This is a genomic window from Sphingopyxis sp. MG (assembly GCF_002953155.1).
Lineage (GTDB): Bacteria > Pseudomonadota > Alphaproteobacteria > Sphingomonadales > Sphingomonadaceae > Sphingopyxis > Sphingopyxis granuli.
The window spans coordinates 3,384,886-3,405,959 of sequence record NZ_CP026381.1; the positions used below are offsets into that span (position 1 = coordinate 3,384,886).

Below are 21,074 nucleotides of genomic sequence, written 5' to 3' on the forward strand. Positions count from 1 at the left end.
GCAATCATCCCGGCGAATGCCCGGCATGCAAGGCGGCCGTCAGACCCCGCTTACCTTTGCGCTGCGTCGATCGATGCTGACCCAGCACCCGGCAGATCCGTCGCTCGGACACCGGAAGCTCTCGTCGCACATGATCGATGCAGCGCCGTCGCCGCGCGGGGCTCAGAAGTTTCCCCGTGCAGCTTCCTGAAGGATCAACTTGTCCAATGTCAGATCGGAGATCGCCCGGCGAAGCCGCTGATTCTCTTTCTCCAAGTCCTTCATACGGCGCGCCTGATCGGTCTTCAGGCCGCCATATTCCTTGCGCCAGCGATAATAGGTCTGCTCGCTGACCGCAATCCGCCGGCAGGCTTCTGCTGTCGATGCACCCTGCGCCAGCACAATCTCAACTTCACGCAGCTTGCCGATAATCTCTTCCGGCTTGTGCTTCTTGCTTGGCATTCATCGTCCCTTTCGTGGTCCTGACTATCATAGTCTCTGGGCCACTCAGCAGGGGGCAGGTCAGTCCCGACGAACGATAATCCGACGACCGCTACGATGAGCGTGAAGCGGCGCCAGGAATTGGCGGACGTCGCTCAGCGGCACGGACTGATGGTGATTGAGGACGACGCTTACGGCCTGTTGCCCGAGCAGCCGTTACCGCCAATTGCATCCTTTGCCGGCGAACTGACCTGGCACATCGCGAGCGTTTCCAAAATTCTGTCGCCGGGTCTTCGTGTGGCGTGGTTACGGGCTCCATCCCTTGCAAAGGCGTGGCGACTTGCTGCCGATATGCATGAAACGGCGATAATGGCACCGCCGTTGAATGCCGCAATTGTCGCGGACTGGGTCCGGAGCGGTGTGTTTCGACAGCTGACCGATGCCGTCCGTGCCGAAGCCGTCGCCCGACAGTCCATCGCGGCCCGCTTTCTGGATGCCGCGAGCTTCACGGCTCAGCCCGAAGGTTACCATCTTTGGATGCCGCTGCATCACGACGCCAATCCGGGAGAGATCGTGAACACGCTGCGTCCACATGGACTAGCCATCGTGAGCGGCGACGTCTTCGCCGTCGATCGATCAATAGCAACGCCCGCTTTGCGCGTATCGATCGGCGGCGCAATTTCGCGCGACCGGCTGGAACGCGGCTTGCGCTTACTGGGTGCGCTGACTGCGTCCGACGCTTCCAGAAGAATTTCGCTGGTTTAATTCAGTATCTCGATCCTGGACAGTTCAGCTGTGAACCGCCGTTTCAACCGGTATCTTGGCAGGCGGATAATCAGGCAATGACTTCCCGTCACAATCGCCAGCCCGACGATTGCTAGGGTCCATAAGTACTCCCAGTTCCACACAAATCGTTTGCCCATATGTCGCCAATCCTTGGGGCAGGTCAGCAAGGCAAATACACGGTTCATGCCCGCCGGTCGGGCCGCGGACTTCGACGATGGTGGTACGGGTTCGACCATTGGGCAGCGACAAGAGCGCCGAATATGTACCGGGCATGGGCGAAAGATATTCCGCCAGGCTGACGACCGGGACGTTGCGAGCGCCAGTGCGGCATCGTTCCATAGCCCCTTGAATAACATAGGGTCGCCCCATCAGCGCCGACCCGCGCTCGATTTCGCCTGCCATCAAATGCTGCCGCACGCGCGTGGAGGATGCAGCCCCACCACACGCCTCGAACGTGTCTACTACATCGGCCATGATACCGCGCTCGGCGCAGAGCTTTCTCAATTCTGTCGTGTTGCCGGAGCGATGGCAACCAAACTTGAAATTTGCGCCTGTTACCACGGCCCGAGCATTCAGCCTGCTGGACAGCCATTCCTCAACAAAGGCATCCGGCGACAAAGCGGCGAGCTTTTCATCGAACGGAATAGCCACCGTACTATCTGCGCCGAAGGCAGAGAAAAGCATCGATCTTTGGGGAATCGTCGTTAGCAGGAAGCCTGGCATTTCCGGCCTGAAATAGCGGACCGGATGCGGATCGAACGTCGCCACCACCAGTTGCGCGCCGGTCGCGCGGGCTAGGGTCATGGCGCGTTCAAGCACCGCCTGATGCCCCCGGTGGAAGCCGTCGAAGTTGCCCAGCGCTACCACCGGCTTACTTCCGCTGACGGGCACCGGAGCCGCCATGCACATTCAAGCGGCTGCCGGAGCCAAGGCACTCGCCACAGACGCAGCGACGCTGCCGGCGGCTGGCTTCAGTCCGAACGCATAGTTCAGCGCATGCCAGCTTCCGTCCATCGCCTTGCCATCTGGCGCAGTACCGGAACTTTTGTGCTCGAAAGGAACAATCAGCGAGTCCTTCACGCCGAAGACCGTATCGTTGTCGAGATAAAGGCTTTCGGCGTCGAACAAATGGGTCACCAAAGGTTCATAACCGTCATGCCTGATCATAAAGTGGATATGAGCCGGACGATTGGGATGGCGCGATGTCGCCTTGAGCATGTCGCCGACCGTACCGTCATAGGGGATAGGATAGAATGACGGCCTCACCGACCAGAAATGGAAGCGTCCGTCAGCATCAGCGGAGAATTGCGCGCGCAAAGCCATGTTGTCCCGCTCCGGCATCTGGACATCATAAAAACCTTCGCCGTCGGACTGCCAGACGTCGATCGTTGCCCCTGCAAGCGGGATACCGCTCGCCGAAACCACTTTTCCTTCGACGTAGAGCGGCTCTCCGCTCATGCCGTCCGAAATGTCAGCTCCCAGCGGCAGCGCCGGTGCGCCGACAACGAAAAACGGCCCAAGCACAGTCGTTTCGGTCGTACCCTCTGGCATGCGATGATTGATTGCATCGACCAGCATGCTGATGCCGAGCGTGTCCGACAGCAGGATGAATTCCTGCCGCTTTTCGTCACAAATCTGGCCGGTACGCGTCAAAAAATCAACGCAGTCGCGCCACTCGGCGAATGACGGCTCGATGTCGCGAACGAAATCATGAATGTGACGCGTCAGGCTCGTCAATATCTGCCGCAGCCGCGGATCCGGGGTGTTCTCAAAGCTCGTGAGGACTGCCTGGGTGATCGTCTGTTCGTCGAAGTCGCGCATTTATTCCTCCTGTGTGTCAAGCTGCAGCGGGCGGCTGGCCGTCGAAAGCTCGTGCCAGCAAGCCCCGCAGACCGATCTCTGTCAGTGGTTCCGGGTTTGGATAAGAATTCTCGACCGCGAGTTTTGCGGCCAGATCGATACCGTCTGACGGCATGCCGATGTCCTTGAGTGCACGGGGAGCACCAAGGCGATCCAGCAAACGCACCAATCCTGCGACCGGATCAGCGGTGCCCAATGCCCTGCTTATTCGCATCATCGCGTCGGGTGCCGCCGCCGCGTTGTAAGCGAGTGCGTGGGGCAGGAGTATTGTATGCATTTCTGCGTGCGGCAGATTAAACGCCCCGCCGAGGATGTGGCAGAGCTTGTGGTGCAGAGCCATGTCGGTGCTGCCCAGACAAACGCCGCATGCCCATCCACCAAACTGCGCTTCAGTACGGGCCGTCCGGTCACCGGGATCTTTCTGGAGGGCGGGCAATGCCGTCGCAAATGCTGCTATTCCACGTTCGGCCAAAAAGTCTACGACCGGGTTTCCATTTCGGGCATAAAGGGCTTCCACCGCGTGGGCGATTGCGTTGAACCCGGATGTGACGCTCAGCGCATAAGGCAGCGCCAAAGTCAGCTCTACATCGTAAAGAATGACCTCCGGCTGAACTTTGGGTGATCGCTGAGTTGTCTTCTTGCGCGCAACTGTTTCGCCCAGGATAGGTGTCGCTTCAGATCCCGAATAGGTCGTTGGGATCGCGATCTGTGGAAGATCGGTGCGTAACGCGATCGCCTTGCCAAGTCCGATCGTTGATCCGCCGCCAATGGCGATGACGATGTCTGCACCGAGCGCGGTTACTCGCTCAAGCGCCTGTAAGGTTGTCTCGATGGGCGTATGCATGACGGCGCCATCGAAAATGCCGACGCAGCGCGCGCCAATCTGCGCGGCGACTTTTAGCGCGAGATCGCGACGCCCCGGCGTCGAGAGGACGATAGCCCGCGTTGCACCCAGTTCACCGAGCAGCTCGTCCAGCCGGGTGAGGGTTCCAGAACCGAATATGACCCGGCTGGGGAGAGGCGAGTATTCAAATGGGCGCATATCTGCCTCGCATATGGTCAGGCCATCACTGGTAAATCAGAAAGATGGCAGGAACACGGATCAGCTAGCTTCGCGGCTCATCGCATTGCTATAAGAAAAATGAGAACAAGGCCTCCGAAGGGATTTTCCTTCGGAGGCCCTGGACTTTATTCGGCCGCGATTTCGTCGTGATCATCCCCGATATAGCCATCTCGCACGTCCTGCGCACGGGCATATTCAGGCTGGAAGCGAACGCTCGCATAATGCGATGCCAGCTCCGCTTCCTTGGCGCGCTTGCCGAGATCAGCGGTATCGCCAAATCCGAGGACGTCCCGTGCCAGCTGGGTAAGCGGACCATCGACCTGATACTCGGTGCGCTGCATCGTCAGAAGGTTGACCAGATAGAGAGGTGTTCCGTTAAACTTTTCGAACATCTCGTGGCGGGTGCCCCACTCGGTGAGGAAACGCTCGCTGATCTGACGGAAAATCTTGATCCGATCCCGTGCGCTGATTTCCGACCCCCGCAGCGCCTCGGCCAACTTCGGACCGATATAAGGGTCGTCCAATTCACGTTTCGTCGGCTGGATCACCGCGCTGCGACCACAGAAGTCGATCAGCGTGTTCACCATCTTGTGCTGATTTTCCAGATAATGTGCACGGCCGAAGTCGATATAGATATTGTTCGGCTTAAACAGGCCGCCCGGCGTCGCGAAACCGGTTTCTTCGGCTGCAATCATGAATGCGCGGCACGTCTCGCGGAAACGGATCAGTTCGGCGAGTTGGACCTGGACAACCGGGTTCGTGCTGGTGCCGAGCGACTGCGTCAACAGGAGGCCCAGGCCGACCATGAGTTCGGCGTGGACGCAATGACGTATCTGCGTCTCAAGATGCACCCAGTCGAACTGACGCTGCGGATACCATTTCGCATGGTCGGGATTGCCGACATGCTGCACCTGCGCCCATGGGATGAAAACATCATCAAAATATGCCATTGCGTCGAGCTCGTCGCCAATGGTCGCGAGCGGCCGGTCATAGGGATCGGCGTCCGGCTGTGCGTTCGATTTCCGGGCAACGATGACGACACCGGGTGTAGCAACCGGCACCAGCGCATAGACCGTCTGCTCCGGGGTTTGGCCCGGGCGCCACAGATTGCCGATCAGGAGATGGTTGACGAAGGGAACGGACGTGCCGATGGCCTTCCAGCCGCGTACAACGATGCCGTCCTCACGCTCCTCAAGAATGCTCAGCATCGGCGTCTCGGCCATCGCATCGTCGCGCCCGCGATCATACTGAACGTCGAGGAACATTGGCGAAATCGCATGGTCCTTCGACGTCACCTCGTCCCACTGGCGCTGGATGTTGCCTGACAAGTTACGCTGACCGTTCTTGAAGCGCGAATTCTGTGCCCATGGTTCCTGATCGTCGACCTGCGTGATCATTACCACATTCATGCCGGCGGGCGGACGGGTGAAAATGCCTCCCTTAAAATGGCGGCAGAGGAACTCGGTATATTTCCGACGCTTGATAACGTCTTCTTTCGACCGCGGAATGAACCAGTGCATCGACTGCTTCTGACCTTTTTCATCGACGAAAGTGCAGATTTCCTCGTTTTCGGGCGCGAGATGGAGATCGTAATACTCGGCGATCGCGTGAGCATAGCCCTTTGTCATCGGGTGCGTGGTGATATCTTCAATGATCTCGCCACCGACATAAACCTTGCGACCGTCGCGCAGGGATTCGAGATATTCCTTACCAGTCCTCATGATTATTCCTCCGACCTTTAAACCGTGTTGAGCTGACGCTTGAAAGTTTCCCCATCCCAATAATCTTCGCTGCGACGGATCAATCCGTCGGTCACTCGGAGGATGTTGACGCCTCGCAAGGAGATGTGCTGGCCGCGCGCTTCATAGGGGCCCATGTTCGCGGTCAAGGTAGCGGTGAGCAGATAGCTCACCGCCACTTCGCCGTGGGCACCATGCAATACGAGCTCGGGGGCCCAGTGAGCGTCCGCGAACCAGCTGAAGAATTTCTGTAGGCCTGCCGAAATGGCCTGGGGGCCGATCCGCCCATGGGCCTGCGCAATATCCTGATGAGAGGCATCAGCAGCGTAGAGCCCGCCGACGGCATCGACATCATGGCGATTATAGGCTTCGTATAACGAAGCAGCGATGCCCTCGAGCATCATGCCCCGGGGCTCCGCATCACTGTAGTATCCAGTGCGATACCGTGAAGATACGCGCCCTGACCATATAGCAGGGGCGGCAGGAGGCGGGGCGCGAGGATCGCCTCGATGGCTCCGATGACTACATGGTGCGTACCGACAACGGACATGTTCGCGACACGACATTGAAATGTGACGATCGAATCCCTCAGGACCGGAACCGATACATGTTCCGGCAGCTCGCCATCGTCGACAAGATGCCCGTGAAGATACTTGTCTTCGCCCGGCCGCGAACAGAACTGCGAGACGTGGAGCTGCGACTGGCTGAGAAGGTTCACCCCAAAACGTCCATCTTCGGCAATATCATTTGCCGTCACCGTGTTCTCGTTGACGCACACCAGAAGGGTCGGGGGCGTCATGCAAACCGGTGTGAAGGCGCTGACCGTCATACCCCACGGCTTGCCGTCATGCACCGTCGTAATCACCGTGACACCGGTTATGACCCGGCGCATGGCTTCCCGAAACGCATCCGTATCCTGCCCGCTGTCCACGTGCCAATAGGGTTCGGCCTCGTCGGCCGCGGGGGCGATGACCTGGACTGGGGATTGGTGTTCCTTCAGCATTGGCGCCATCCTCACGTCTGTTGTTGATGCAACTGCACGCGCTTTTGTTGAGCGGTTGACGTCGAGCTTGCCGACGTTGGCTGCGGGCTCTCCTCCCGCTGCATGAGTGACGATATGGGGCGACCAACCATCCGTCTAATCGATATTTAAAATTTCAACTATGATTCTGATGGATAGTGAATTACCGTGTTTCCGTCGGCCAGATTGTGATGTGCGCCCAAGCTGTCCGCCGGTTTTGCAGGGCTTTGGTGCAGGCCTGCGAACGTGGTTCCGTCCGCCTCATGCAGAGGCGCAGGCGCAGTTTCGCAAATCAGGAGATTGGGAATGAACCTGCGCAATGTAGACCTTAACTTGCTGGTGATCCTCGATGCCCTGCTTGCCGAGCAGAACGTCAGTCGCGCCGGCGAGCGAATCGGGTTGAGCCAGTCAGCGATGAGCGCCGCCCTCGCACGATTGCGGGATCTGTTTAACGATCCTCTGTTGGTAAGGGTGGGGCGCGGTCTGATCCTCACACAGAATGCCGAGGCGCTGATCATCCCGCTACGCGAGGCCTTGGCGGCGATAGAACATACGTTACTGCTCAATCGGGAGTTTGATCCCAAATCCGATGCGCGATCCTTTTCGATTGCCGCTTCCGATTATGCTATTCTCGTGCTGCTTTCGCCCTTGGTGCGAGCGCTCTCGGAAGAGGCGCCGAACATCACGATCCATCTCTTGCCGCGATCGCGCGATGCGCCCGGAATGTTGAGAGCCAACCAAGCCGATATCGTGATCGAACCTGATGTTCTCTTCGGCGAGACTGACTTTCCTTCGCAACCACTGATGAAGGACCGTTGGCTCTGCGCGGTCGCGGCAGGGAATCCGCTGGCAGCACAGAAGCGCATTTCCAAGGCTCAGTTCCTGGACGCCCCTCATGCGGTCTATGGCATCGGTGCCGACCGACAATTGAGCCTGGCCGACCAATATCTGCTGCAGATCGGCGTGCGGCGCAGGATCGAAGTGACTGTGGAAAGTTTTCTGCTGGTCCCGATGCTGATCCAGGGGACTCAGCTTATGGCACTCGCTCTTGAACGGGTCGCCCAGCTTTTTCCGGGCTTGGCGAAGATACAAACAATAGAGCCGCCATACCCGTTGCCCGAAATTTTGGAGACGATGTACTGGCATTCCCGCCACACGAGCGATGCCGGTCATCGCTGGCTTCGAGAGCGCCTCGCGGCTGTTGCCGCCGATGTCGTCGCTGGCTGACCGTCCGGGTTTTGTGCAAACACACAACCGGACACCGCGCCTGGGGTTTGGCACGATGTCCGGCTGCGCGACCCGATCAGTATTTAAACGCTAACCTGGCGTACCATTCGGCCGGGCGATTATACGTTCCGTAGACGACACCCGCCGCAAGGTTGCTGGCCCCGGACACCAGATACCGTTGGTTGGTCAGGTTCGTGCCGCCGATCGTGAGGGTAATGCGGTCGCCGGGGAGACTGTACATCACGCTTGCATTGATTTGGTCGAGGGCTTGGCGTCTCAACAAGTAGGTCAAAGCGACATCATTGCCCAGCGTTGACGTGTGAGTATAGTCGCCGGTTAGAACCAGCCGAGAGCCGTTGGCCAACAGGAGTTCATAACGGGGACTGAAATTCGCCTTGAAATGCGGCGTCTTTGGTAAGTCACCGCCCACCGCGGCGCCTTCCTGATACGGATTTGCACCGCTGACGGCGAGAACGGCCGGCGTCAAAGAGGTGTAATGCGCATCGATGTAGCCAACCGATCCCGTCAGAGTCAGCGAGCGGAACGGCCGCAAGACCGTTTCGATCTCGAAGCCGCGTATCTTGGCATCGCCCGCATTGCCGATGGTAGGCGATGTGCCCACCTGGAAATTGAGCTGGATATCCTTGAACGTCGTGCTGAAGGCAGCCGCATTGATCTGCAATCGGCGATCGAGGAAGGTTGACTTGACACCCACCTCCCAAGTCTCGGCCTTTTCGGGCTTAAAGCTGCTCACCGTGGTCTGTGGGGCGGTATAGCGCGTTGTCCACCCCCCCGTCTTGTACCCCTTGGACCATGATCCATAGAGCATGATGGCTTCTTCAGGATGGATCTGGACACCCAGTTTAGGGGAAAAGTTGTTGAACGTCAGATAGTTAACCCCACCCGGATACATTTGGAGCGGGTTGTTTGGATTCGGATAATGGAGCGCCTGCTGGCAGGTAACGCCCGGCGGTGCGAAGGAAGCCTGAGCGCCTGGCGTAATGTTGCCCTGTGCATCGACGCAGTTAAACGCCTTATACAACAGGCCATTTAGATCCTGCTGGCCCGCTTCGAACTGCTTTGATTCATGGGTGTAGCGCCCTCCCGCTGTAAAGCCGAGCCACTCCACCGGTTTGAAATCGATTTGGCCGAACACGGCATAGTTTTCCGTTTCGAGCTTGTTTGGCCCGTCCACCTGCAGCAGCCCTTCGCCAAAGGTGACCAAATCGTGGATACCGCCCTTTTCCTTGAAATAATATCCGCCCAGAACGTAGTTCAGCTTGTCATCGACAGCCGTACCAACCAACTGAAGTTCTTGACTGAATTGCCACTGGTTCTGCCGGAAACTGAGTTGAAGGATATTGAGGGGTGATCCATCGGCATCAATGCCGCTCGACCATTTTTGCTTGCGATAGGCCGTGATTGACTTGAGTGACGCGTTCGCCCCGAACTCATAATTGACAGTGGCGTTCAGCCCCCAATTTTCGAGGCGCGAGAAGCTGTTGCCCGTGGCATAGCTCTTGTCGATATCATTGGTGATGAAGCGCGCGTCATACGGCAGGCGAGCCGCCAGCGGATTACCCGAGTTGGCAGCCCCGAACCCGGGCAGGTTGTTTACCGGCGTCGAGCTTCCGAAATTGAGCGAAGGATATTGGGTGCCTGTCCGGCCGCAGAGAGCCTGCGCATTCCGGCCAGCAATCTGTGCGGACGTAGCGGAGATGCAGAAGTTGTAAAGACCGGCAAACAGGAACCCGTTTTGCTGCGTCGGATCAAATGCAGTACCCGGGATGGCACCACTTGATGGCGCGAAAGGTCCGGGAAGGTTTTCTGCCGTGCCAAGAAGCGTATTCGGCGCCCCGCCAGTGCTATAGGTGTAGTCACCCGACAGGGTCGCCGTCAGCCGCCCGCCATTGTCGTAGTTCAACTTGATGCGGACGTTGCGATTATCTTCGTCGCCCTCGCGATCCGGAGAATGGTACCCGGCCGCCGCAAAAGACGTATAGGGCGGTGTATTGCCTGTCAGTGCGCTGGGATAGGGTACACGATGGACAAAGCCATCGCGTGATTTCAGCCCGAACGTCACCGATGAGAAAAGCGAGTCGGAAAGCGGGATATCGACTGATCCCCGTGCCTGTAGCAGATGATAGCTGCCAACGGTCACATCTCCGCGGGCAGCAAAGACGCGGCCGGGGTTGCGGGTGACGATTGAAACCGCGCCGCCAATTGTATTGCGGCCGAACAGGGTGCCCTGAGGCCCTTTCAATATCTCAATTCGTTCGACGTCGAGGAGATCCTGATTTGCGCCCACCGAACGGGCGAGATAGACGCCGTCGACATAAATGCCGACTCCCGGGTCGATATTAAAAGCAAAGTCGTCCGCGCCAATACCGCGAATAAAGGCAGATAGTACAGCGGTTGAACCGGAGAAGGGGGCACTGGAATCAAGTGTGACGTTGGGCGAGATTGCAGATAGCTGACCGACATTGTTGACCCCGCGCTCCTGAAGCGCCTTGTCGCCGAAAGCGGAGATGGCGATAGGTACCTGCTGTACGCTCTGTTCGCGCTTCTGGGCGGTGACGACTATTTCATCAATGCCGCCGGCCTCCTGCGCCAGCGCCGCGGATGCTCCCATCACCCCGAGTCCAAAAATGCTCACGCTTCTCAGCAATATGTGTTTGATCAACATTGTTTCCCCTTTCGCTTTTAATTGCGCCTGATCACGTTCCTCTTGTTTTTGAGTCCACAGCAAGATGCACGCCGTTCTGTCGGGAACGGTGCATTACTGGCTGAATTCGATAATTAAAGTACACATCGCGACGATCACTCCAAAGACGAGTGAAAGTCTAGACTTGAGTTTACTACCCCGAAGGCCTAGTTGCTGGATCCGTTGAAAAAGGACCAACTAGTCGGCCGATCGCTTTACTTATGAACGGCGCGAACCTCCTGTCCAACCAATATTAATCATGGAAGCTATCGACATCATCGATACCTTATCTGGTCGACAATGATAACCAGATACCCGAATTTGCACCGCGTTTTCCGATATCGCCGATGCTGATCGACAGAATATCCGCGCCAAAGGCAGTCCTGTTATGGTCGGGGCGCCCGAAGCCTTATCCACTCATTTTTCTGGCGGCATCGAGAAGCGCAGGCAAGATGCGCTCATGGATATCGGCAAGGGATATGCGGGCCGCCGCCGTTCCGACATTGAGTGCGGCGACGACCTTTCCGCGAACCGTCACCGATACGGCCACCGAGCGAAGTCCGATCTCCAACTCCTGATCGACGATGGTATAGCCTTGCGCTCCGGCGGTTCGGATAGAGAAACTCAGCGCCTCGCGATTTACGACCGTCATCGGCGTTTGCGCGATCAGCTCAACCCGATCAAGATATGCCCTTTGCTCTTCTTCAGAGCGACCGGCGAGGAGGATACGCCCCATCGACGTCGGGTAAGCCGGCAATCGACTGCCCACCTTGAGGCCGACCGACATGATCCGCGATGCCTCCGCCCGCGCCACATAATAAAGGTGGTCGTCCTCCAGCACCCCAAGGGAACAGGATTCTCCGAGCGCGTCCCGAAGCTGATCGAGCATCGGCTGCGCGCGGGCAGCGAGCGCGGTCAGCGACAAATAGGGGTGGCCCAGGGCCAATGCCTGTCGGCGCACGGAATAACCGCGCTTTTCCTGACCGACATATCCCAGGACGATCAACGTGTAGAGGCAACGTCGCGTCGCGGCACGACTGATCCCCGTGCGGCGGCTTGCCTCGGCGATTGTTACCGGTCGTTCGGCCTCTGCCACGCAACGCATGACCGCCAGTCCCCGTGCCAGAGACGTCATAAACTCCGGGTCATCCGGGCGCTCAAGTTTTTCGGGTTCAATCATAGCATACCTTTTTATAACCGATTATCGGATAGTAGATCGATAATCGGTTGACTCCAAGTCGTGAAATTTCGATTGCGTCAATACGTCAACGGAGACGCGCGATGATCGATAAAGAAGTCGGATCGGCCAAAGCAGCCATTGCGGACATCCCCCATGGCGCGTCAGTGATGGTTGGTGGGTTCGGAACAGCCGGCATGCCTGACGAACTGATTGAAGCGCTCATCGCTCGGCAGGTCGGTGATCTCACAATTATCAGCAATAATGCAGGAAACGGCGAAGGCGGTCTTGCCGCGCTTGTAAAAGCAGGCCGCGTCCGCAAAATCATCTGCTCCTTTCCCAGACAGTCAGATTCGCACCATTTCGATGCGCGGTACCGCGCCGGTGAAATTGAGCTGGAACTCGTGCCGCAAGGAAATCTTGCGGCGCGCATTCATGCCGCTGGTGCAGGCCTTGGCGCGATCTTCACGCCGACAGGCTTTGGAACTGAACTTTCCGCAGGAAAGGAAACCCGGGAAATCGGCGGTAAACACTATGTGCTTGAGCTTCCTATCCGCGCTGATTTTGCCCTGATTAAGGCGCATAAGGGGGACCGCTGGGGTAATCTGGTTTACCGCAAGACCGCCCGCAATTTCGGCCCGATCATGGCGATGGCCGCCAACTGCACCATCGCTCAGGTGTCACAGGTAGTACCGCTCGGCACACTTGACCCGGAAGCAATCGTTACGCCCGGCATCTTTGTTCAACGGCTGGTTGAAATAGCATCCGCCACCACTCTGGCCGCCGCGGCATGAACGCGATGAGCCGCATGAAACGCCTCAGCCGCGACCAGATAGCGGCCCGCGTCGCCCAGGATATTCCCGAAGGAGCCTATGTCAATTTGGGCATCGGCTTACCGACTAAGGTCGCCAATTATCTGCCGACAGATCGGGACATCTTTCTTCAAAGCGAGAATGGCCTTCTCGGGATGGGGCCAGCACCCGCGCCGGGCGATGAAGACTGGGAGCTGATAAATGCCGGGAAACAGGCCGTAACGCTACTGGCGGGCGGATGCTTTTTTCATCATGCTGACAGCTTTGCCATGATGCGCGGGGGCCATATCGACATCTGCGTGCTTGGCGCTTTCCAGGTTTCGGTAAAGGGCGATCTTGCGAATTGGCACACTGGTGAAGCTGGCGCCATTCCCGCTGTCGGCGGTGCCATGGACCTCGCAATTGGTGCAAAACAGACCTTCGTCATGATGGACCTGCTCACCAAGCAGGGTGAAAGCAAATTGGTCGACCTATGCACATATCCGCTGACGGGTCTGGGATGTGTATCCCGGATCTACTCTGATCTGGCGGTTATCGATGTTGGCCCATTTGGTGCCCGGGTCGTCGAAATGGTCGACGGACTGGCTATCGATGAACTTCGCAGGCTGACCGGCGTCGCTATCGACAGCGCGGCATAACGCACGGGCACCAGACAGAATGGACAAGGAAGCCTGATGACGGAAGCATTCATCTGTGACGCCATACGCACTCCGATTGGCCGGTTTGGCGGTAGCCTCGCCGAAATGCGCGCCGACGATCTGGGGGCAGTCCCGATAGAGGCGCTCCTGAAGCGCAATCCTGACCTCGATCCGGCCGCTGTCGAGGAATTCTTTTGCGGCTGCGCCAATCAGGCGGGTGAGGACAATCGGAACGTCGCCCGCATGAGCCTCCTGCTCGCAGGGCTACCGCCAACGGTGCCGGGTGTGACGCTAAATCGCCTATGCGCTTCCGGGTTGGAAGCGGTCGGTGCTGCTGCGCGCTCGATCCGCTCAGGGGAAATGGCGCTCGCGCTCGCTGGGGGTGTAGAGAGCATGACGCGCGCGCCTTATGTCATGGGTAAGGCATCGACATCCTTTGCACGCAGCCAGGTGATCGAAGACACGACAATGGGGTGGCGCTTCGTCAATCCTGCCCTCGATGCGCTCTATGGCACCGATTCGATGCCGCGCACCGCCGATAACGTGGCAGCCCAATATGGCATCAGCCGAGAGGATCAGGATGCATTCGCACTGCGTAGCCAGCAGCGTGCCGCTGCGGCCGACGCATCGGGCTTTCTCGCCAAGGAGATTGTGCCGGTCAGACTCCCGGCCAAAGCAAAATCCACCGAAGAAAGGCAATTCAGCGCCGATGAGCACATCCGCGCCGGTGCCACGTTAGAGCATCTTCAGAAGTTGAAGCCTCTGTTCGGGGAAGCAGGCAGTGTAACCGCTGGCAATGCTTCCGGTATCAATGACGGCGCAGCGGCGATGTTCATCGCGAGCGAAGCGGCGGCAAGGGCACAGGGTCTGACGCCTCGTGCCAGGATCCTGGGTCTGGCTTCCGCTGGGGTGGAGCCGCGGATCATGGGCGTCGGTCCAATCCCCGCCACTGAAAAGCTACTGGCACGACTGGGGCTGAAGATTGAGGATTTTGACGCCATCGAACTCAATGAAGCATTCGCCAGTCAGTCACTGGCCGTTCTTCGCGGTCTGGGGATTCCAGACGATGCCCCTCATGTGAACGCCAATGGGGGCGCCATCGCCCTTGGCCATCCGTTGGGAATGTCAGGGGCCAGAATAGCAATGACACTGGTCCGCCAGCTCGAGCGCACCGGTGGGCGGCTGGGCCTCGCGACCTTATGCGTCGGGGTTGGGATGGGTCTATCACTTGCCGTTCAACGAGTATGATATCCGCAGCTGGGATAGTGTCGGCATATTCGTAAGCTACGACATCGGCGACCACCACGACGGAGAGGGAGGCCGCGTGGACTTGTAACGGTTTGTGCCGGTCACCTATCTCATTATGCGCTGTTCATATCCCGCCATGTGATAAAGCTGGACCTTGCGCGGCTCCCTTTGTGTTCGGCGTGCACCCGCTTTGATGCTTCCTCGAACGTTGGGACGACCCGCTCGGACTTGGCATTGTTGCGCGCCTCGAGCGGATCGACGCCCGTGCGCGCCACCTTGCGTTTTCGGCCACCGCTTCACGCGCCTCGCGCAGTGAGACATTCTCCACGCTGCCAAGGCCTATATCCCCGCGCCGGCCGTTGATCTGCACTCGCAAGACCCAATTCTTGTTGGCAGTGGGGCCGACGTTGAGAATCAATCCGTTGCCATCGGAACAGCGCCCCCCAATGATCTGCCCCCACCGAGTGGACCGGTTGTTGTGTTAGTGGATTATGTTCACCGCCGCCATATCCGGGTGGAGGTGGAGCGAAGCGGAACCGGAGGCCGGATATGGCGGTGAAGCCGTTTCTGGCGCCGGTGGCCGGTAGCCCAGACTGCTGTGTGGACGGACGGTGTTGTAATGACGCCGCCATGCTTCGATGAGCACTTTTGCCTCGGCAAGGCTGTAAAAGATCTCGCCATTGAGCAGTTCGTCGCGAAGCGACCCGTTGAAGCTTTCATTATAGCCATTCTCCCATGGTGATCCCGGTGCGATGTAGAGCGTCTTCACACCGATCTGGCCGAGCCATTTCTGGACGGCATTGGCGATAAATTCGGCGCCGTTGTCCGAGCGTATGTGCGCGGGCGGGCCACGCATGATGAACAACTCCGCCAAGGCGGCCAGCACATCCTCATGACGCAGCTGACGTGCCACGATGAGCGCCAGGCATTCTCGGCTGGCCTCGTCGATGATTGTCAGGATGCGGAACTTGCGGCCATCATGCGTACGACCCTCGACGAAGTCGTAGGCCCATACATGCCCCGGATACTCCGGGCGCAGGCGGATGCATGATCCGTCATTGAGCCACAGCCTGCCACGCTTTGGTTGGCGCTGCGGGACCTTGAGCCCCTCACGTCGCCAGATCCGCTCGACCCGTTTATGGTTCACCGTCCATCCCGCATGGCACAGCAACGCCGTTACCCGGCGATAGCCGTAGCGACCATATTGCTTCGCCAACGCGATGATGTCCTGGGTCAGCGCCTGTTCGTCATCCGCCCCGCGTGGCACTTTGCGCTGCGTCGATCGATGCTGACCCAGCACCCGGCAGATCCGTCGCTCGGACACCGGAAGCTCTCGTCGCACATGATCGATGCAGCGCCGTCGCCGCGCGGGGCTCAGAAGTTTCCCCGTGCAGCTTCCTGAAGGATCAACTTGTCCAATGTCAGATCGGAGATCGCCCGGCGAAGCCGCTGATTCTCTTTCTCCAAGTCCTTCATACGGCGCGCCTGATCGGTCTTCAGGCCGCCATATTCCTTGCGCCAGCGATAATAGGTCTGCTCGCTGACCGCAATCCGCCGGCAGGCTTCTGCTGTCGATGCACCCTGCGCCAGCACAATCTCAACTTCACGCAGCTTGCCGATAATCTCTTCCGGCTTGTGCTTCTTGCTTGGCATTCATCGTCCCTTTCGTGGTCCTGACTATCATAGTCTCTGGGCCACTCAGCAGGGGGCAGGTCACTCCGCAGTTCGTGTAACACCTTGAGCATCAAGCCCCGTTGACCACTTCCGCGCAGTGCTACCGCTTGTTCGATTGCGCGAGAGTAGCGGTCCGCCTGGGCGGGCGGCATATAGATCTGATGCTTGACGATCCGCTTCTGGGGCAGACCGTCAAGGACTTCGCTCTTCATGCGCCGAAGCATTACGGGTGACCGCCAATCCTGGGCATTGAAGCGCAGGCGACCAGCAACCGGAGTTACGCGGGCAGCCAGACCACCTGGTCGAACCCATCGTGTTTCCAGTCGGAATCCTGGACGACCAAACACGCCTGATGTTTCGATCTCCAACTGAATGCGAATTGCAGGTGGGAGTGCGAGAGCTGCTGCTTCCTGCTCCGAAAATGCCGCAACAACGGAACCGTGGAGGAGCACAGAGCCATCATCTGTTGGGGTGATCAAAGGCGCCCCGTCAACGCCGCGAGCATCATTGGCCCAACGATCGAGCAAGTCAGCAGCGATGCCGCGCGAATGCGCTGGTGCTTTGAGTGTCCAATCGTCGAATGGCACAGTTTCGCCAGTATGGCCGATCAGTGTGAGCAGTTCGCCTTCAGGAACCGCCTTCGACGAAAATCCTACCATCCCCATAGCGATACTGGCCTTGGTCCTTTGTAAGGTATGCGTGTTGTGGTCGCGATGTGATCTGCAAACTTTCTGTACCATTTGCCTTGGTGAGCGATCGCTTCAAACCCCGTTCCACCACTCATCGAACGCAGCGTCTGGCCTTCATAGTATTTGCTGTTGAATTTTGGCAAAAATCTCGAGTTCTCTGCCGCATCGACCCAGAAGCGCGCGCGGCCGTTGTCGCTCCATTCGGCAACAATAAGGTCGCCGATTTTCATGAGCAGAACGGACTGGCTGGATGCTGCACCGCTGCCGCCTACCCGACCGAATAGCAGTCCATGCGATGACTTTGCGATCTGGGCCAGACCTCGCGCATCTTGGCCGAGAGCGAACCAGGCACGTTCGACAAACTTATTGTCGAGATAAGCCTCCCAGAATGCGCGCCTCTCTTTCCACTGATCGGGGCGATCCGTCGTCCGAGCAATGAGATCAAAAAAGAGTCGGACTGTTTTCTCGGTGATCCACTGATGCAGCACCCTTAGAACTTCGGCCGCATCACGAAGGCCTTGGATGCGTGACAGCCTTTCAGCCAAGGTATCCCAATTGTTTTGGGACGTCCGGGGGTCGCCAAGCCTGTCCAGGAGTAGCGCCATGACTTTGTCCCGATAGGCATCGTCGGGATCCATCGCTATCCAGGGCTTTAGCAGAACATATGCGAGTAACTCGGCATTCGCCTTGATCGTGCTTTCACCGAGTGATGCACCCAGGCTCAGAATGCCCTCTCCCTCGACCTGACCGACCGACCGCGACTGTGGGACATTCTGCTTTGCAGCGAGAGACTTTAGGAGGGCACCGAACGCGGCGTCGACAAAGCCGCCGCTGAGGTCTTGGACGCGTAGATTTGCCATTGCCAGGAATGCTTCGCGATCCTCGGCTCGCAAAAGTCTGTCGCCCAGTCGAGCAGGACCGAGTTCGGAATCCCAAATTGGAATAGTGTGTGAGAGTTCGCTCCATGGAGAACCCAACTGCTTTTGCCGACTTTTGCAGTACAATCCGAGTTCTACAAATAATGGAACGCCGACTTTGAATCGATTCCAATATGCGCGGGCAAGCCGTCGATCCAGTGTCCGTTTCGCGATTGCAGAACAGTGTCTAAGAAGGTCGGGAACACAGTCTTCTAAGTCTGGGTGGTCCCAAATTTCGCTGGCCAAGCGCCTGAGATCTCTTCGAGCCAGTTCGGACGGCTTGTACGGATTTACCCGCAGAACAAATTGATGCCATGGCTCTGCGTCGACGCGCTCGTCAATGCCCATCGCGCCCCATTCACGTGTCAGCTTTGCCAGAGCCCGGATCTGCGGCGGGCGGGGCATTGCCCAATCGCTAGTGATTTTCGCACTAACAGCGAGCAAGCCAGCCATTATTTGGACCTCAGCATTTGGGCAGCTTCCTGGGCAGCATCGCTCTTAGGCGTTACCATGATAAAGCGAAGGTCAATGCGGCGATGACGTGCCTTCTCCGTTTCCGGCAAAGGTCGCCCCCCTGCTCCCAAAACTGGTCGATATGGACCATAGCCTGCAACGCCGAGAACTGGCGTGGGATAAACATCATCGCCGTTTGTCAGTATCGCCAAACCGGGCTGGGCTTGGGTCAGGGCAAGATAGGTCCGTGTAGCTCGTCGGGCAGAAAGATCGAGATTGCCCAGTCCAGTCGTGTCCCCCCGGATGGGGTCGCGGTCAGTGTGCCCTTCGACAAGAAGTGTATCGATCTTGTGCTCTTCTTCTCGGCCGTTACACCGAATCAGCGCTGAGTTTGTGGATCTTGTGTAGCAAGGTAAGCGCATGGCGAGTACTTGCGCCACGAGGCTAACTGCCTCGCGTCCGCGGTCACTAAGCTCAAACTCGTTAGAATTGAAAAGTACCTCTTCAGGCAGTCTTAGAATGCCTGTCTCTGTATTAATCGATATATCCACGCCTGGAAGCTTTTGCTCGATGTCCTTTTCAAGCTGCTCCAATAGCCGTCGTCGGGCTTCTCCAGCACCAACTAAGTAATCTTCTTTTTGCTTGAATGTAACTGCAAAATAAACAAGCAAAATTATGAATACAAAAAGGAGGCCTACCAACATGTCGGACATGGAGATGAAGTAGCTCTCTTCTTCTGGCTCTCCTTGCCTGCGTCGGAACGAAGTGTCGCTCATGTCAGGACTTCAGCTTTTCAAGGAGGGCTGAAATTTCGTCGGCAAGCTCCTCGAGCGGCTCAAGTGCGTCCCTGAGATTACTTACTGCCTTCGCCAGCTCGCTATCTAGCTCACCGATTTGTTGGTTGACGGCTGTGGCATGTTCGGCAGTTGCAGACACCAGTCCATCGAGCGTCTTGCCCAACGCATCGTCGACGCCGGCAAAACGGCCTTCGTAGTTTTCCCAAGCCTTCTCCGCGGAACTCGCTGTAGCGATCAACTGACCAGTGAGCTCTTCAGTAGCGGACTCGTGCGATTTCAAAGCCGAAGAAATCGAGGTAGCGGCTTCGCTGACAGAGCGGGTTGCCGAGGCCACTGGTGCCAGAGCTGCGTTCAGCTCAGTTATTGCCGCTGACAGTTTGGTCCCGGCCTCTTCAGTAGATCGTCCGGCAATCTCCAGTCTTTGTGCCTGCTGATTTGTGGAATCCGCTGCGCGCGCCATGGCTTCGCTGAGGGGCCCTGCGTTGTTTGCAAGAAGGGCCAAGCGATTAACCAGTTCATCTGCGGACTGCGACATTTGCTCCCCGAACTTCGCAAATGCGCCTGAAAGAGCTGCGCCACTGGTATCGGCTGCTGTCTCGATGGTATTTTTGAGCTTTCCCGCCAGATCTTCGGAGAACTGACCCGTGACGCCTTCCAGTTTTGCGGCAACCTGCTCCAGCTGACCAGCCATTTGCTCGCCTGCCTCGCGCTGGCGACGGCGCGTTTCCTCCTGTTCTGTCTCGAACGACTGACGAATGTCACGAAGGCTTGTTTCCAGAGACTGTGGCACACTGGCAAGCCCGCTCGACAGCGTCTCAAACTTGCTTGTCATGCCCGTCAGCGATTGCGCCAACGCCTGCATCTCTTGTCCAGCGTGCTCGCGCAGAGCTGATCCCAGGTCCTGACTGATGCGATCAAACCCACCGCTGCGAAACTGCTCGATGTTGGTGCTGATGTCACCGAGGACTTGCACGACTGGTGACATGCGATTGTTCAGCGCATTATCGATAGCTGTGGCCAGATCTGTACCCAGAACCTGGAACGCTTCAGTTTGGCGCTTCATTTCACGGAGCTGATCAACTGCGATCCGTTGCGGCGGTGTATACAGGGTCGCCCTGTCCAGCAGTTGGCAAATATTTTCAAGACGATGCTGAAGCTTCTCGTGCCAACTCCGGTCAGTCCGCCTCAAAACGATTGAACAGATAATGCCGGTAACCGAAGTCCAAAATTTGGCAGCAGTTATCTGTAGGAGGCCTTGAAGAGCTTGGGTCGTCTCGGTGCCGTTCGTAGCACCTGAAAGTGTCCCCATCGCCGAGGTGAGGGCGGCGATTAGACCCAAGAAAGTGGCTGTTAGCCCTATGGCAACGGCGATATTAGCTCCCCAAGCGAGCACCCGTGTGTCATCCGCGAGATGCAGAAAATAGGACTCTGCTCTGGCCGTCGTCCGAATGGTCGGTTCGCTCTCGTCGATGAATGTTTCACGGAATTGCTCCCATGCGAGCGCCAGTTCCCGTCGATCTGGTCGCGCCATGACCTCAGCGATGCTGTCGAAATCTTCTGAAAACCAGACTTGGGCCTCAACAGGATCCTGTGCGGTGCTTATCTTCGATAAGGCCTCCTCCCGGCTCTGCAGCGCAGCCATTGCCTCGTCATAATGCAATTTTTTATTGCGGTTGATGAAACGCCAGCACCAGAAGGCCCCCAAGGCACACAAAACGAAAACGCTGGCGTCATAGCGCAGAAAGAATAGAAGCGCCTGACTGGCCCAGTGAATAGGTGCCCCAACACCAGCCAAGACGTTTTCAAGCAAGCCATCCATTCCATTCACCTGTCTAATGATCCGCTCGCT

18 protein-coding genes and 1 pseudogene are annotated in these 21,074 nt (G+C 57.8%); 5 read left to right on the forward strand and 14 right to left on the reverse strand.

The window, feature by feature from the left end; translation table 11 throughout:
• Window positions 1-43: 43 nt before the first annotated feature.
• Window positions 44-441 (reverse strand): annotated as a pseudogene (locus C3E99_RS15555) (transposase); the annotation flags it as partial.
• A gap of 36 nt (window positions 442-477) precedes the next feature.
• Here C3E99_RS15555 and C3E99_RS15560 point away from each other — a divergent pair.
• Window positions 478-1,185, forward strand: a complete 708-nt coding sequence (locus C3E99_RS15560) for an aminotransferase class I/II-fold pyridoxal phosphate-dependent enzyme (protein ID WP_267894976.1) — start codon at window positions 478-480, stop codon at window positions 1,183-1,185.
• Window positions 1,186-1,209: 24 nt separating this feature from the next.
• Here C3E99_RS15560 and C3E99_RS15565 read toward each other — a convergent pair whose 3' ends face one another.
• From C3E99_RS15565 to C3E99_RS15590, 6 genes are all read right to left on the reverse strand, one after another.
• Entirely contained in the window at window positions 1,210-2,073 is an 864-nt protein-coding gene (locus C3E99_RS15565) for an FAD synthetase family protein (protein WP_158682337.1), read from the reverse strand.
• Window positions 2,074-2,115: 42 nt separating this feature from the next.
• On the reverse strand, window positions 2,116-3,027 hold the full coding sequence (locus C3E99_RS15570) for an intradiol ring-cleavage dioxygenase (RefSeq protein WP_104960069.1): 912 nt from the start codon (window positions 3,025-3,027) through the stop codon (window positions 2,116-2,118).
• Window positions 3,028-3,043: 16 nt separating this feature from the next.
• Window positions 3,044-4,108 carry a maleylacetate reductase gene (locus tag C3E99_RS15575; protein WP_104960070.1) on the reverse strand — a complete coding sequence of 355 codons (1,065 nt, stop codon included), beginning with the start codon at window positions 4,106-4,108 and terminating at the stop codon, window positions 3,044-3,046.
• A gap of 146 nt (window positions 4,109-4,254) precedes the next feature.
• On the reverse strand, window positions 4,255-5,850 hold the full coding sequence (locus tag C3E99_RS15580) for a 4-hydroxyphenylacetate 3-hydroxylase N-terminal domain-containing protein (RefSeq protein WP_104960071.1): 1,596 nt from the start codon (window positions 5,848-5,850) through the stop codon (window positions 4,255-4,257).
• A gap of 17 nt (window positions 5,851-5,867) precedes the next feature.
• Complete coding sequence (locus tag C3E99_RS15585; protein WP_104960072.1) at window positions 5,868-6,272, reverse strand: nuclear transport factor 2 family protein; 405 nt, start codon at window positions 6,270-6,272, stop codon at window positions 5,868-5,870.
• On the reverse strand, window positions 6,269-6,871 hold the full coding sequence (locus C3E99_RS15590) for a flavin reductase family protein (protein WP_158682338.1): 603 nt from the start codon (window positions 6,869-6,871) through the stop codon (window positions 6,269-6,271). The genes C3E99_RS15585 and C3E99_RS15590 overlap by 4 nt, the downstream gene beginning before the upstream one ends.
• Window positions 6,872-7,195: 324 nt before the next feature.
• On the opposite strand from C3E99_RS15590, the gene C3E99_RS15595 reads away from it, so the two are divergent.
• A complete protein-coding gene (locus tag C3E99_RS15595; protein WP_104960074.1) occupies window positions 7,196-8,116 on the forward strand; it encodes a LysR family transcriptional regulator in 921 nt (306 codons plus the stop codon).
• A 76-nt stretch (window positions 8,117-8,192) separates the two neighbouring features.
• Here the strand turns inward: C3E99_RS15595 and C3E99_RS15600 are convergent, their stop codons facing one another.
• Window positions 8,193-10,802: a TonB-dependent receptor gene (locus tag C3E99_RS15600; protein ID WP_104960075.1), complete on the reverse strand. Its 2,610-nt coding sequence runs from the start codon at window positions 10,800-10,802 to the stop codon at window positions 8,193-8,195.
• A gap of 427 nt (window positions 10,803-11,229) precedes the next feature.
• A complete protein-coding gene (locus C3E99_RS15605; protein ID WP_104960076.1) occupies window positions 11,230-12,000 on the reverse strand; it encodes an IclR family transcriptional regulator domain-containing protein in 771 nt (256 codons plus the stop codon).
• A 101-nt stretch (window positions 12,001-12,101) separates the two neighbouring features.
• Here C3E99_RS15605 and C3E99_RS15610 point away from each other — a divergent pair, with 101 nt between their 5' ends.
• The 3 genes from C3E99_RS15610 to pcaF are packed head-to-tail and all read left to right on the forward strand — an operon-like array spanning window position 12,102 to window position 14,695.
• Entirely contained in the window at window positions 12,102-12,791 is a 690-nt protein-coding gene (locus C3E99_RS15610; protein WP_104960077.1) for a 3-oxoacid CoA-transferase subunit A, read from the forward strand.
• A gap of 14 nt (window positions 12,792-12,805) precedes the next feature.
• The gene (locus C3E99_RS15615) at window positions 12,806-13,447 is read left to right on the forward strand and encodes a 3-oxoacid CoA-transferase subunit B (protein ID WP_104960411.1); all 642 of its coding nucleotides are present in this window, start codon (window positions 12,806-12,808) and stop codon (window positions 13,445-13,447) included.
• Window positions 13,448-13,483: 36 nt separating this feature from the next.
• Window positions 13,484-14,695, forward strand: coding sequence for a 3-oxoadipyl-CoA thiolase (gene pcaF, locus C3E99_RS15620; RefSeq protein WP_104960078.1), 1,212 nt, complete (start codon window positions 13,484-13,486; stop codon window positions 14,693-14,695).
• 124 nt (window positions 14,696-14,819) lie between these two features.
• Here the strand turns inward: pcaF and C3E99_RS20360 are convergent, their stop codons facing one another.
• From C3E99_RS20360 to C3E99_RS15640, 5 genes are all read right to left on the reverse strand, one after another.
• Window positions 14,820-15,146, reverse strand: coding sequence for an Arm DNA-binding domain-containing protein (locus C3E99_RS20360; RefSeq protein ID WP_442800482.1), 327 nt, complete (start codon window positions 15,144-15,146; stop codon window positions 14,820-14,822).
• 30 nt (window positions 15,147-15,176) lie between these two features.
• Window positions 15,177-16,348, reverse strand: a protein-coding gene (locus C3E99_RS15625; protein WP_104960063.1) for an IS3 family transposase whose coding sequence is annotated in 2 segments (ribosomal slippage) — window positions 15,177-16,084 and window positions 16,084-16,348 — 1,173 coding nt in all. Because the reading frame shifts where the segments join, the coding sequence is not laid out codon by codon here.
• A gap of 673 nt (window positions 16,349-17,021) precedes the next feature.
• Complete coding sequence (locus C3E99_RS15635; protein WP_104960080.1) at window positions 17,022-18,428, reverse strand: EH signature domain-containing protein; 1,407 nt, start codon at window positions 18,426-18,428, stop codon at window positions 17,022-17,024.
• The gene (locus tag C3E99_RS19885; RefSeq protein WP_013831710.1) at window positions 18,428-19,204 is read right to left on the reverse strand and encodes an OmpA/MotB family protein; all 777 of its coding nucleotides are present in this window, start codon (window positions 19,202-19,204) and stop codon (window positions 18,428-18,430) included. The genes C3E99_RS15635 and C3E99_RS19885 overlap by 1 nt, the downstream gene beginning before the upstream one ends.
• A 1-nt stretch (window position 19,205) precedes the next feature.
• On the reverse strand, window positions 19,206-21,044 hold the full coding sequence (locus tag C3E99_RS15640) for a hypothetical protein (protein ID WP_104960081.1): 1,839 nt from the start codon (window positions 21,042-21,044) through the stop codon (window positions 19,206-19,208).
• Between the last annotated feature and the right edge of the window lie 30 nt (window positions 21,045-21,074).

Bases quoted from the DNA above. Each gene is read 5' to 3' on its own strand.
- C3E99_RS15605 (WP_104960076.1), bottom strand. From the start codon at position 12,000: ATGATTGAACCCGAAAAACTTGAGCGCCCGGATGACCCGGAGTTTATG.
- C3E99_RS19885 (WP_013831710.1), bottom strand. From the start codon at position 19,204: ATGAGCGACACTTCGTTCCGACGCAGGCAAGGAGAGCCAGAAGAAGAG.
- C3E99_RS15600 (WP_104960075.1), bottom strand. From the start codon at position 10,802: ATGTTGATCAAACACATATTGCTGAGAAGCGTGAGCATTTTTGGACTC.
- C3E99_RS15590 (WP_158682338.1), bottom strand. From the start codon at position 6,871: ATGCTGAAGGAACACCAATCCCCAGTCCAGGTCATCGCCCCCGCGGCC.
- C3E99_RS15575 (WP_104960070.1), bottom strand. From the start codon at position 4,108: ATGCGCCCATTTGAATACTCGCCTCTCCCCAGCCGGGTCATATTCGGT.
- C3E99_RS15595 (WP_104960074.1), top strand. From the start codon at position 7,196: ATGAACCTGCGCAATGTAGACCTTAACTTGCTGGTGATCCTCGATGCC.
- C3E99_RS15640 (WP_104960081.1), bottom strand. From the start codon at position 21,044: ATGGATGGCTTGCTTGAAAACGTCTTGGCTGGTGTTGGGGCACCTATT.
- pcaF (WP_104960078.1), top strand. From the start codon at position 13,484: ATGACGGAAGCATTCATCTGTGACGCCATACGCACTCCGATTGGCCGG.
- C3E99_RS15610 (WP_104960077.1), top strand. From the start codon at position 12,102: ATGATCGATAAAGAAGTCGGATCGGCCAAAGCAGCCATTGCGGACATC.
- C3E99_RS15615 (WP_104960411.1), top strand. From the start codon at position 12,806: ATGAAACGCCTCAGCCGCGACCAGATAGCGGCCCGCGTCGCCCAGGAT.
- C3E99_RS15635 (WP_104960080.1), bottom strand. From the start codon at position 18,428: ATGGCTGGCTTGCTCGCTGTTAGTGCGAAAATCACTAGCGATTGGGCA.
- C3E99_RS15570 (WP_104960069.1), bottom strand. From the start codon at position 3,027: ATGCGCGACTTCGACGAACAGACGATCACCCAGGCAGTCCTCACGAGC.
- C3E99_RS15585 (WP_104960072.1), bottom strand. From the start codon at position 6,272: ATGATGCTCGAGGGCATCGCTGCTTCGTTATACGAAGCCTATAATCGC.
- C3E99_RS15580 (WP_104960071.1), bottom strand. From the start codon at position 5,850: ATGAGGACTGGTAAGGAATATCTCGAATCCCTGCGCGACGGTCGCAAG.